Source organism: Kluyvera ascorbata ATCC 33433 (assembly GCF_000735365.1).
In the GTDB taxonomy this organism is placed as follows: Bacteria; Pseudomonadota; Gammaproteobacteria; order Enterobacterales; family Enterobacteriaceae; genus Kluyvera; species Kluyvera ascorbata.
Window position 1 is genome coordinate 84,990 of sequence record NZ_JMPL01000001.1, and the last position, 12,487, is coordinate 97,476.

At 55.6% G+C, this 12,487-nt stretch carries 7 protein-coding genes; 2 read left to right on the forward strand and 5 right to left on the reverse strand.

Annotated elements, in window-relative coordinates; genetic code table 11:
* Positions 1–31 precede the first annotated feature (31 nt).
* From mtgA to mnmL, 3 genes are all read right to left on the reverse strand, one after another.
* Positions 32–751, reverse strand: coding sequence for a monofunctional biosynthetic peptidoglycan transglycosylase (mtgA, locus tag GKAS_RS00430; RefSeq protein ID WP_035891176.1), 720 nt, complete (start codon positions 749–751; stop codon positions 32–34).
* Positions 752–975: 224 nt separating this feature from the next.
* Positions 976–3,315, reverse strand: coding sequence for an aerobic respiration two-component sensor histidine kinase ArcB (gene arcB, locus GKAS_RS00435; RefSeq protein WP_035891177.1), 2,340 nt, complete (start codon positions 3,313–3,315; stop codon positions 976–978).
* 196 nt (positions 3,316–3,511) lie between these two features.
* A complete protein-coding gene (gene mnmL / locus GKAS_RS00440; RefSeq protein ID WP_035891181.1) occupies positions 3,512–4,435 on the reverse strand; it encodes a tRNA modification radical SAM protein MnmL/YtqA in 924 nt (307 codons plus the stop codon).
* A 685-nt stretch (positions 4,436–5,120) separates the two neighbouring features.
* On the opposite strand from mnmL, the gene gltB reads away from it, so the two are divergent.
* Positions 5,121–9,581 (forward strand): glutamate synthase large subunit, encoded by a 4,461-nt coding sequence (gene gltB, locus GKAS_RS00445; RefSeq protein WP_051910706.1) that lies wholly within the window; start codon positions 5,121–5,123, stop codon positions 9,579–9,581.
* 9 nt (positions 9,582–9,590) lie between these two features.
* Positions 9,591–11,009, forward strand: coding sequence for a glutamate synthase subunit GltD (gene gltD / locus GKAS_RS00450; RefSeq protein ID WP_035891183.1), 1,419 nt, complete (start codon positions 9,591–9,593; stop codon positions 11,007–11,009).
* Between the two features lie 160 nt (positions 11,010–11,169).
* On the opposite strand, the gene sspB is transcribed toward gltD, so the two are convergent.
* Together sspB and sspA are read right to left on the reverse strand one after the other, a co-directional pair.
* Positions 11,170–11,670, reverse strand: coding sequence for a ClpXP protease specificity-enhancing factor (gene sspB, locus GKAS_RS00455; RefSeq protein WP_035891185.1), 501 nt, complete (start codon positions 11,668–11,670; stop codon positions 11,170–11,172).
* A gap of 4 nt (positions 11,671–11,674) precedes the next feature.
* Positions 11,675–12,313, reverse strand: a complete 639-nt coding sequence (sspA, locus tag GKAS_RS00460; protein ID WP_035891186.1) for a stringent starvation protein SspA — start codon at positions 12,311–12,313, stop codon at positions 11,675–11,677.
* Positions 12,314–12,487 lie beyond the last annotated feature (174 nt).

Consider the following 12,487-nt stretch of genomic DNA (forward strand, 5'->3'; position numbering starts at 1 on the left):
TCAGGCCTACAAAATTCACCGCAACCTGCGGTTAATACAGCTTGTTCTCCCGCATAAACCCCTCTCCGCCCAATTGACGCATCTGACGTAAAATCCACGCCTGGCGACTACGCACATACCCTGACGGCGCGCTGGCTTTAAAACGGATCGGGTTCGGCAACACGGCGGCCAGCAGTGCGGCTTCGGCCATCGTCAACCTGCTCGCGGGCTTGTGGAAATAGCGTTGAGACGCGGCTTCCACGCCAAAAATACCGTCACCGAATTCAGCAATGTTCAGGTACACGGTCAGGATGCGTTTCTTACTCCAGACTGTTTCCATGCCCAGCGTCAGACCCGCTTCCAGCCCTTTACGCACCCAGCTACGTCCATCCCACAAGAACAGGTTTTTCGCCGTTTGCTGCGAGAGCGTAGAAGCTCCGCGGATACGGTTTTCATTGCGCTCGTTGTGCGCCAGCGCTTTCTCAATCGCCGAGACGTCAAACCCCCAATGATCCGGGAATTTTTGGTCTTCAGCGGCAATCACCGCCAGCCCCATAAACGGCGAGATAGCACTCATGCTGACCCAATCAGAGTGCGCCACGTAGCCAAAGTCGCCCGTCATCCAGGCGCCAAGCTGACGCTCAATCATCACTGCGGAAAATGGAACCGGCAAAAAACTGAACGCGGCGATGCCGCCGCCCCAGAAAAGCGCCAGCAGCAGCAACAGTCGCCAGAACAATTGTTTTAGCCCCGCTACTTTCATTAAAGCCATCTTCTTCACGCTAACTCTCTGACGCCGATTAATATTTCTGATTAAGTCGTTATGCTTCACACATTTTACTGATTCACGTAACAAACATTTTAAGTTTTGCTATCTTATTGAGCGTGCAATCGTATTTCAGGTTGTGTCATCAACAAAAAACAAGCTAATCATCTGACGCAGCCACCAGTTCCCTGGTGTTGGCGCAGTATTCGCGCACCCCGGTCTAGCCGGGGTCATTTTTTATCAGCGTTCGCCACCCAGGCTTTTAATACCGCGACATCCTGCTGCCACTCGGATTTCATTTCCTCAACCCATTCACCGACGTTATCCCACCAGGCCGGAAGGTCGGGAGACTGGATCTGTTGCCCCAGCTGTTGCAGGTGACGCAGGCCGACGGAACCGGCAGCGCCTTTAATCTTATGACCTTCTTCAACAATGCCTTTCTGGTCGCGCGCGGTCAGGTTCGATTCCAGTACCGCGAGGTAGCCCGGCATCATTTTCTCGAAGACCGCCAGACCGTCGGTAATCAGCTTCGGCCCAACCAGTTCGAGGTACTGCTCCAGCATCGGAATATCCAGTAGCTGCTGCGATTTGCTGCTTTCAACAGGGGTCACGGTACTCTCCTCTTCGTCTTCAACGGTATCCCAGAACTTCTTGATCATCGCGGTCAGGGCCGGTACCGAGAGCGGTTTACTCAGCACATCGTCCATCCCGGCTTCCAGATACTCTTTCTTATCTTTCAGCACGTTCGCCGTCAGCGCAACCAGCGGAGGCAGGTCGTCAGCGTGGTATTTACGCGTCAGTTCGCGGGAGATATCTAACCCCGTCATATCCGGCAGTTGGATATCCAGCAGCACCAGGTCATATTCGCCCGGCGTGAACATCTCCAGCGCATCTTTGCCGGTCATGGCGACATCCACGCTGTTGCCCAGTTTCTCTAGCACCGAACGGGCGACAATCACGTTCAATTCAATGTCTTCCACCAGCAGGACGTGCAGCGCAGGCAGCGGCATTTCATCGTCCTCAAACGCATCTTCAACCTCTTCCGCCACCGCTGGTGCATGCACCGTCAAGGTGAAGGTCGCGCCGTGTCCGGCCTGGCTTGAGACTTCAATATCACCGCCCATGCTTTTCGCCAGACGACGAGAGACCGCGAGGCCAATGCCGGTCCCGGTGGCAGGTTTACCGCCCTGGCTGTCTTTAACCTGATAATACATGGCGAAGATTTTATCCTGCTCTTCCTGCGGGATACCGATACCGGAGTCTTCGACTTCAAAGTGAAGCATATCGCCTGCGTCATAGCGTACGCGCACCGTCACGCTGCCCTTCTGGGTAAACTTCACGGCGTTGCTGATAAGGTTCCACAGGATCTGGCGCAGTCGGGTGCCGTCGGTAATCACCTTATGCGGCAGCGGTAACGTTGGCTCCATCACGAAGCGCAGACCTTTTTGCTGCGCCTGCAGACCGGAGAGGTTTTCCAGGTCGGCCAGGAAACCTGTGAAATCGACCGGCTGGTTATCCAACTGGACTTTGCGACGTTCCATTTTGTCCATATCGATAATATCGTTGAAGATATTACCCAGCGTGACCGCCGAGACATGGATGGTTTTCAGGTATTTTTCTTGTTCAGCCGTCAGGTTGGTGTCGAGCAGAATGCGGCTTAAGCCGACGATGCCATTCAGCGGCGTACGCAGCTCATGGCTGATGGTAGAAATAAAGGTAGTCTTATCGCGGCTGGCACGCTCAAGCGCATCCTGATAGCGCTTACGCTCGGTAATATCGCGGCCAAAGCCCATCAGGCCGTGGCGTTTACCCACGCGGTCGTAATACGGCACTTTACGAATCTCGAAGCAGGCTTTGCGTCCGTCGGGATAATCAAGCCACTGTTCGTAGGTGAGCGAGACGTTGTGGCGGAAGACTTTTTCATCGGTTTCAATGACTTTCGCCGCTGCTTCAGGCGCATAAACCTCTTCCGGGTGCAGGTGAATCAACTGCTTCTCGCTTTTGCCGGTCAGCAATTCCATCGCCCGGTTACAGCCGGAGAACTCTTTATCTTCATTGCGATAGAAAACCAAATCCGGAGAAGCATCAAGGAAAGAGCGCAGGAAGGAGGATTGTTGCTCGAGGCGGATCTGCGTTTCTTCGCGCTCCTGTACCTCAATTCGCAACTGCTCTAGCGTCGCAAGGCGCTCGGCCTCGGCTTTTTCGCGATCGCTAATCTCCTGATTGAGCTGCGAAATATTGTCTTTGAGCTGGACGTTCAGCTTGAGGTCGCGCTCGCGCATCTCTTCAAGCTTCTCCACTAGCCGGGAGAGACGTTGTCGTGACTCTTCAAGCTGTTCAACCACGACCGAAAGGAAGTAGACCGCCCAGGGCGTAATCAGCAAACCGAAGAAGATAGAACGGATAACATCAATGCTTTCAACCTGGCCGTGCAGCACCATGGTTACCGCCATTTGTACCACAATGGCCAACACCACCAGCGCCAGCGCCAACAGCATGGAGAAACGTACCAGACCCAGCTTCATCATCAGGTCGACGTAATACTGCGCCAGCATACGGATTTGCTTCATAAGGGATTCCTTAACGACAACGTCGTTCAATAATACCCAATTCTGAGCGTGGCGCGGTAGGTTGTGCGAAAAATGCGGGGATTATCTGCTAATTGGGCCACGGAGCCATTCCCGGCGGCGCTTCGCTTGGCCGGGCTACACGGCTACATTGCCGTTGTAGGCCGGATAAGGCAGCGCCGCCATCCGGCAATGGGCGCTATGGCTGCACCCACGGAGTGCCCAGCGCCGAGCCCTGCACGCCATGTTCGTTCAGGTACTTATCCAGCTCGACCATTCCTGTCCAGCGGTTCTCACACCACAGCGGAGCCAGCAGCGTCGGGCGACGTGCGCTGGCGGAGATACGATGATAAATCACCTCCGGCGGCGTATGGCGAATCATCTCACCCGCGGTTACCGTATAGTCGTCCAGCTCAAGACCGTTCAGACGCCCGGCTTCCCAGGCTTTGGCCATGATGCTGCCGGTAACAATATGCAGCGGATGCAGCTTAATGCCGTCAACACCGGTTTCAACCACCTGCTGGAGCGTCTCCAGGCATTCGCTCTGCCCTTCGCCCGGCAGGCCGACAATCAGGTGGCTACACACCTTTAGCCCGCGTTCGCGCGCCAGACGTGTGGTGTTCTGATAGCAGGCGAAATCATGGCCACGGTTAATCCGGTGCAGCGTTTTATCGTGCGCCGTTTGCAGGCCGAGCTCCAGCCACACTTCATAGCCCTGCTCGTGGTACTCACTTAGCAGGTCGAGTACCGCCTCCGGCACGCAGTCCGGGCGCGTGCCAACGCACAGCCCAACAATATTTGCCTGGCTTACCGCCTGTTGATACATCGAACGCAGCACCTGCACTTCGGCAAAGGTGCTGGTATAGGCCTGGAAATAGGCCAGATAGCGTTTTGCGCGGTTCACCAGCTGCGCCTGATGCGCCAGCTGCTCGGCAATCGACTTATACTGCTGCTCTTCATCGGCAAACGAGGCGACATTACAGAACGTACAGCCGCCGCGGCCGATGGTGCCATCGCGGTTTGGGCAGCTAAATCCACCATGCAGCGTCAGTTTATGAACCTTTTCGCCATAACGACGCGTAAGATCCCCACCAAACATATTGACTAATTTTTGTAACTGCATAATCTGATAGACCGGCCTGAAGAAAGGGGCCAAGCCTGCCACTTTTAGTCTCGATCGGCGATGACCTGGATCAATCGCCATGTAGACCTTTTATCTCATTGCATAACAAATCAAAATAACTGCAATTTCATTCAAAGCCATATAGATTATTTTTACTTATGTTCAGCGGCTAATTTGCAATAATCTATCTGCCGTTGAAAAACAGAGTGATCCTATACCCCCACACTCCATGCCAGCATTAAATGCTACTTATTGCAGAATAAACAGTGCATGACGATTAAAACAGCGCTTTCAGATAGTGAGACAGATCACACTCGTGAATCCCCTTCAGCACGGTTAACGCCAGTCTAAAATGTCACATTTTTCTTATATATCATTGTGTTAATTGCTCTATAGCACATTTCTGTATAAATAAGATTGCCATTTGACCTATGTATCGATTCCCGATAAGTTGGGAATCCGCTGGAAGCTTTCTGGATGAGCAGTCTGCTCATCATATTTATGCAGTAATTGAGATTCCCTCTTAAGCAAGTCCTCAAACTTGTGCGACCTACGCGAAAAGGATAAAAGAGGGCGAATGCGAGGTTAGGCAGATGAATGCCATACCCCGTCGCCATGCTCTTGCTGTGCCTTGCGCGCAATCGATTAAGGGGGCGTCCCGTAGAGCCTGGGGAGGTTCACTGATATGTTGTACGATAAATCCCTTGAGAGGGATAACTGTGGTTTCGGCCTGATCGCCCACATAGAAGGCGAACCTAGCCACAAGGTAGTGCGTACCGCGATACACGCACTGGCCCGAATGCAGCACCGCGGCGCAATACTCGCCGATGGTAAAACCGGTGACGGTTGTGGCCTGCTGCTGCAAAAACCTGACCGTTTCTTTCGCATCGTCGCCGAAGAGCGCGGCTGGCGCTTAGCGAAAAACTATGCCGTTGGGATGCTGTTCCTGAATAAGGATCCTGAACTGGCTGCGGCGTCTCGCCGTGTTGTAGAAGAAGAACTGCAGCGTGAAACCCTGTCTATCGTCGGCTGGCGCGATGTGCCAACCAATGAAGGCGTGCTGGGTGAAATCGCCCTCTCCTCTCTGCCTCGCATTGAACAAATTTTCGTTAACGCCCCTGCGGGCTGGCGTCCACGCGATATGGAACGCCGTCTGTTTATCGCCCGTCGCCGTATCGAAAAACGCCTCCAGGAAGATAAAGACTTCTACGTTTGTAGCCTGTCGAACCTGGTCAACATCTATAAAGGTCTGTGTATGCCGGCGGATTTGCCGCGCTTCTACCTGGACCTCGCGGACCTGCGTCTGGAGTCGGCCATCTGCCTGTTCCACCAGCGCTTCTCCACCAACACCGTTCCACGCTGGCCGCTGGCTCAGCCGTTCCGCTACCTGGCGCACAACGGCGAGATCAACACCATCACCGGTAACCGCCAGTGGGCGCGCGCGCGTACCTATAAGTTCCAGACCCCGCTAATCCCGGATCTGCACGACGCTGCGCCTTTCGTTAACGAAACCGGCTCCGACTCCAGCTCCATGGATAACATGCTTGAGCTACTGCTGGCAGGCGGGATGGACATCATTCGCGCCATGCGTCTGCTGGTACCACCGGCCTGGCAGAATAACCCGGATATGGACCCGGACCTGCGTTCGTTCTTCGACTTTAACTCCATGCACATGGAGCCGTGGGATGGCCCGGCAGGTATCGTCATGTCTGACGGTCGCTATGCCGCCTGTAACCTCGACCGTAACGGTCTGCGCCCGGCGCGCTACGTCATCACCAAAGACAAGCTCATCACCTGCGCTTCTGAAGTCGGTATCTGGGATTACCAGCCTGACGAAGTGGTTGAAAAAGGCCGTGTAGGCCCAGGCGAGCTGATGGTTATCGACACCCGCAGTGGCCGCATTCTGCACTCTGCTGAAACCGACAACGATCTGAAAAGCCGCCACCCGTACAAAGAGTGGATGGAGAAAAACGTTCGCCGCCTGGTGCCGTTTGAAGATCTGGCCGATGACCGTGTTGGCAGCCGCGAGCTGGACGACGATACGCTTGCCAGCTATCAGAAACAGTTTAACTACAGCGCCGAAGAGCTGGATTCCGTTATCCGCGTGCTCGGCGAAAATGGCCAGGAAGCGGTCGGCTCAATGGGTGACGATACCCCGTTTGCCGTGCTCTCCAGCCAGCCGCGTATTATTTACGACTATTTCCGTCAGCAGTTTGCGCAGGTGACCAACCCGCCAATCGACCCGCTGCGTGAAGCGCACGTGATGTCGCTGGCGACCAGCATCGGCCGTGAAATGAACGTCTTCTGCGAAGCGGAAGGCCAGGCGCACCGTCTGAGCTTCAAATCACCGATTCTGCTGTACTCCGATTTCAATCAGCTCACCACGATGAAAGAGGAGCACTACCGCGCCGATACGCTGGATATCACCTTCGATGTGACGGAAACCAACCTTGAAGAGACGGTGAAAGCGCTGTGCGACAAAGCCGAAGAGATGGTACGCAATGGTACCGTTCTGCTGGTGCTTTCTGACCGTAACATCGCCAAAAATCGTCTGCCGGTACCGGCACCGATGGCGGTAGGCGCCATTCAGGCTCGTCTGGTTGATAAGAGCCTGCGCTGCGATGCCAACATCATCGTCGAAACCGCCAGCGCCCGCGACCCGCACCACTTTGCGGTACTGCTCGGCTTTGGCGCCACGGCAATCTACCCGTACCTGGCTTATGAAACCCTGGGACGTCTGATTGATACGCATGCTATCGAGAAAGACTACCGCACGGTGATGCTGAACTACCGTAACGGCATCAACAAAGGCCTGTACAAGATCATGTCCAAAATGGGCATCTCGACCATCGCGTCCTATCGCTGCTCCAAGCTGTTTGAAGCCGTGGGTCTGCACGATGACGTGGTTGAGAACTGCTTCCAGGGCGTGGTTAGCCGCATCGGCGGTGCATCGTTCGACGACTTCCAGCAGGACCTGCTGAACCTGTCGAAACGTGCCTGGCTGGCGCGTAAACCGCTGGATCAGGGCGGCCTGCTCAAATACGTTCACGGCGGTGAATATCACGCTTATAACCCGGACGTGGTGCGTACTCTGCAACAGGCAGTACAGAGCGGTGAGTACAGCGATTACAAAGAATATGCAGAGCTGGTGAACAACCGTCCTGCGGCAACGCTGCGCGATCTGCTGGCGATCACCCCGAACGGGGAAACCGTAAACCTGGCCGACGTTGAACCAGCGAGCGACCTGTTCAAACGTTTCGACACCGCAGCGATGTCTATCGGCGCACTGAGCCCGGAAGCGCACGAAGCGCTGGCTGAAGCGATGAACAGCATCGGCGGTAACTCGAACTCCGGCGAAGGCGGCGAAGACCCGGCGCGTTACGGCACCAACAAAGTATCGCGCATTAAGCAGGTGGCTTCCGGTCGCTTTGGCGTGACCCCAGCGTATCTGGTTAACGCCGACGTGATTCAGATTAAAGTTGCCCAGGGCGCGAAGCCAGGCGAAGGCGGTCAGTTGCCGGGTGATAAAGTCACCCCGTACATCGCCAAACTGCGCTATTCCGTACCGGGCGTGACGCTGATTTCTCCGCCACCGCACCACGATATTTACTCTATCGAGGATCTGGCGCAGCTGATTTTCGACCTGAAACAGGTCAACCCGAAAGCGATGATCTCCGTGAAGCTGGTTTCCGAACCGGGCGTCGGCACTATCGCCACGGGCGTAGCGAAAGCTTACGCTGACCTGATTACCATCGCTGGCTATGACGGCGGCACCGGCGCAAGCCCGCTGTCTTCCGTCAAATATGCGGGCTGCCCGTGGGAACTGGGCCTGGTGGAAACCCAGCAGGCGCTGGTTGCTAACGGCCTGCGTCACAAGATTCGTCTGCAGGTAGACGGCGGCCTGAAAACCGGCGTCGACATCATTAAAGCAGCGATCCTCGGCGCAGAAAGCTTCGGCTTCGGCACCGGTCCAATGGTCGCGCTGGGCTGTAAATACCTGCGTATTTGCCACCTGAACAACTGTGCAACCGGTGTTGCAACTCAGGATGACAAACTGCGTAAGAACCACTATCACGGCCTGCCGTTCAAAGTGACTAACTACTTTGAATTTATCGCCCGTGAAGTGCGCGAGCTGATGGCCGAGTTGGGCGTAACCCGCCTCGTAGACCTGATTGGCCGCACCGACCTGCTCAAAGAGCTGGATGGCTTCACCGCCAAGCAGCAGAAGCTGGAGCTGTCTCGTTTGCTGGAAACCGCCGAGCCGCACCCAGGTAAAGCGCTGTACTGCACCGAAAACAACCCGCCGTTTGATAACGGCGTGCTGAACGCACAGCTGCTACAGCAGGCGAAACCGTTTGTTGATGACCGCCAGAGCAAAACCTTCTGGTTCGACATCCGCAACACCGACCGTTCCGTAGGCGCGTCGCTGTCTGGCTATATTGCCCAGACGCACGGCGACCAGGGACTGGCATCGGATCCGATTAAAGCGCACTTCAGCGGCACCGCAGGTCAGAGCTTCGGCGTGTGGAACGCAGGCGGCGTTGAGCTGTACCTGACCGGCGATGCCAACGACTACGTCGGTAAAGGGATGGCGGGTGGTCTGCTGGCGATTCGTCCTCCGGTGGGTTCTTCCTTCCGCAGCCATGAAGCGAGCATTATCGGTAACACCTGCCTGTACGGCGCAACCGGCGGTCGTCTGTACGCCGCAGGGCGTGCGGGTGAACGTTTCGGCGTACGTAACTCCGGGGCGATTACCGTGGTGGAAGGTATTGGCGACAACGGCTGTGAATACATGACTGGCGGCATCGTCTGCGTGCTGGGCAAAACGGGCGTTAACTTCGGCGCCGGTATGACGGGCGGCTTCGCCTACGTACTGGATGAAGACGGTGATTTCCGTAAACGCGTGAACCCGGAACTGGTGGAAGTGCTGGATGTCGACTCGCTGGCGATTCACGAAGAGCACCTGCGCGGTCTGATTACCGAACACGTGCAGTTAACCGGTTCTTCCCGCGGCGAAGAGATCCTGGCGCACTGGCCGTCTTACTCCGCGAAGTTCGCGCTGGTTAAGCCGAAGTCCAGTGATGTGAAAGCCCTGTTGGGTCACCGTAGTCGTAGCGCAGCTGAGCTGCGTGTGCAGGCGCAGTAAGAGGTCATCATGAGTCAGAACGTTTATCAATTTATCGACCTGCAGCGCGTTGATCCGCCAAAGAAACCGCTGAAGATCCGCAAGATCGAATTTATTGAGATCTACGAGCCGTTTTCCGAAGGCCAGGCTAAAGCACAGGCGGATCGCTGCCTGTCCTGCGGTAACCCTTACTGCGAGTGGAAATGTCCGGTACATAACTACATCCCGAACTGGCTGAAACTCGCCAACGAAGGGCGTATTTTTGAGGCAGCCGAGCTGTCGCACCAGACCAACACCCTGCCGGAAGTTTGCGGGCGCGTCTGCCCGCAGGACCGCCTGTGCGAAGGTTCATGTACGCTGAACGACGAGTTCGGCGCAGTGACCATCGGCAACATCGAACGCTATATCAACGATAAAGCGTTCGAGATGGGCTGGCGTCCAGACCTGACCGGCGTGAAGCAAACCGGCAAGAAAGTCGCCATCATCGGTGCGGGCCCTGCGGGCCTGGCATGCGCCGACGTGCTGACCCGTAACGGCGTGAAGGCTGTGGTCTTTGACCGTCACCCTGAAATCGGCGGTCTGCTGACATTCGGTATCCCGGCCTTCAAGCTGGAAAAAGAGGTGATGACCCGCCGTCGTGAAATCTTCACCGGCATGGGCATTGAGTTCAAACTCAACGTCGAAGTAGGCCGTGATGTTCAGTTAGACGACCTGCTTAAGGATTACGATGCCGTCTTCCTAGGCGTGGGCACCTATCAGTCCATGCGCGGCGGCCTGGAGAACGAAGACGCGTCCGGCGTATTCGACGCTCTGCCGTTCCTGATTGCCAACACTAAGCAGATCATGGGCTTCGGCGAAACCGCCGAAGAACCGTACGTCAGCATGGAAGGCAAGCGCGTGGTGGTACTGGGCGGCGGTGATACTGCGATGGACTGCGTGCGCACCTCCATTCGTCAGAATGCGGCTCACGTTATCTGTGCTTATCGTCGTGACGAAGAGAACATGCCAGGTTCGAAACGCGAAGTGAAAAACGCGCGTGAAGAAGGCGTGGAATTCCAGTTCAACATCCAGCCGCTGGGCATTGAAGTGAATGCCAACGGCAAAGTGAGCGGCGTGAAGATGGCGCGCACCGAAATGGGCCAGCCGGATGCGAAAGGCCGCCGTCGCGCGGAGATCGTCGCCGGTTCCGAGCATGTCATCCCGGCCGATGCCGTCGTGATGGCGTTTGGCTTCCGTCCACACAGCATGGAATGGCTGGCGAAACACAGCGTTGAGCTGGACTCTCAGGGCCGCATCATTGCGCCCGAAGGTCACGAAAATGCCTTCCAGACCAGCAACCCGAAAATCTTCGCCGGTGGTGACATCGTGCGCGGTTCGGATCTGGTGGTGACAGCGATTGCCGAAGGCCGTAAGGCGGCTGACGGGATTATGAACTGGCTGGAAGTGTAAAGTCCTTATCTGGCCCCTTTCTCCGCTTGCGGATAGGGGCCTTGTTTTTCCCCAACTTTCTCAGCCATTCGTTGAAAATCACTCGCAAATGGCGTTGGCAGCACGAAAAACACGACCTGACTGACATAACAAAACAGGCCCCAAAGGGCCTGTTCTCATCTTACTTCACAACGCGCAGCGCCGGTCGCCCACCGCGAGGTGGTGGCGGCGTATCATCCGGATCGTTGTCATCGCTGATATCAGGCTTATCGCCATCAATCACCGACATCACCGTTTCGCTTCCACCGTTATCCACGGCTTCATCGTCGTTGAAGCTGTCCGCATTCTCATCGTACGCGGCTTCAGGTTCGAACATGGTTCCAGCGCCGTTTTCACGGGCATAGATAGCCAGCACGGCAGCCAGCGGCACATTAACCTGACGCGGTACGCCGCCAAAGCGCGCGTTAAAGCGCACTTCATCGTTGGCCAGTTCAAGATTGCCCACCGCGCGTGGCGCGATATTCAATACGATCTGTCCATCGCGCGCGTACTCCATTGGTACGTTCACGCCTGGCATCATGACATCGACCACCAGATGCGGCGTCAGCTGGTTATCCAGCAGCCACTCGTAGAACGCACGCAGCAGGTACGGGCGGCGTGGAGAAAGCTGTGAAACTTCCATTCAATTAACCCCGGCCAAGGCGCATTTCGCGCTCGGCTTCCGTTAAAGAGGCGAGGAAAGAATCACGTTCGAAGACGCGAGTCATATAGCCTTTCAGCTCTTTCGCACCGGCACCAACCAGCTCGATACCCATGACAGGCAAGCGCCACAGCAGTGGAGCCAGGTAGCAATCGACAATACTGAACTCGTCGCTCAGGAAAAATGGCTTCTGAGTGAAGACCGGCGCAATCGCCAGCAGCTCTTCACGCAGTTGCTTACGTGCAGCATCAGCCTGAGCAGAAGAACCATTCATCACGGTGTTCATCAGCGAGTACCAGTCTTTTTCGATGCGGTGCATGTACAGACGGCTTTCACCGCGTGCGACCGGGTAGACAGGCATCAGCGGCGGATGAGGGAAACGCTCATCCAGGTATTCCATAATGATGCGTGACTCCCACAGAGTCAGTTCACGATCCACCAGTGTCGGTACGCTTTGATTCGGGTTGAGGTCAATCAGATCCTGCGGTGGATTGTCCTTTTCCACATGCTCTATCTCAAAGCTGACGCCTTTCTCAGCCAGCACGATGCGGACCTGATGGCTATAGATGTCAGTAGGACCAGAAAACAGCGTCATTACCGAACGTTTGTTGGCAGCGACAGCCATGAAAACCTCCAGGTATATTCAGAATTTTTACTGCTACCAGCCGCAAAGGCGGCTAGCCAGATGATTAGCCTTATCTGCACGCTGTACGACATTCCCGTTTACGAATTAAACAAAAAATGAACAATCGCGCGCATTTGGGCAGAAAATTGGATGATAGTCTACCAGATTTTGAAC

Coding starts and splice junctions, on each gene's coding strand:
- mtgA (WP_035891176.1), bottom strand. CDS start 751: ATGGCTTTAATGAAAGTAGCGGGGCTAAAACAATTGTTCTGGCGACTG.
- arcB (WP_035891177.1), bottom strand. CDS start 3,315: ATGAAGCAAATCCGTATGCTGGCGCAGTATTACGTCGACCTGATGATG.
- mnmL (WP_035891181.1), bottom strand. CDS start 4,435: ATGCAGTTACAAAAATTAGTCAATATGTTTGGTGGGGATCTTACGCGT.
- gltB (WP_051910706.1), top strand. CDS start 5,121: ATGTTGTACGATAAATCCCTTGAGAGGGATAACTGTGGTTTCGGCCTG.
- gltD (WP_035891183.1), top strand. CDS start 9,591: ATGAGTCAGAACGTTTATCAATTTATCGACCTGCAGCGCGTTGATCCG.
- sspB (WP_035891185.1), bottom strand. CDS start 11,670: ATGGAAGTTTCACAGCTTTCTCCACGCCGCCCGTACCTGCTGCGTGCG.
- sspA (WP_035891186.1), bottom strand. CDS start 12,313: ATGGCTGTCGCTGCCAACAAACGTTCGGTAATGACGCTGTTTTCTGGT.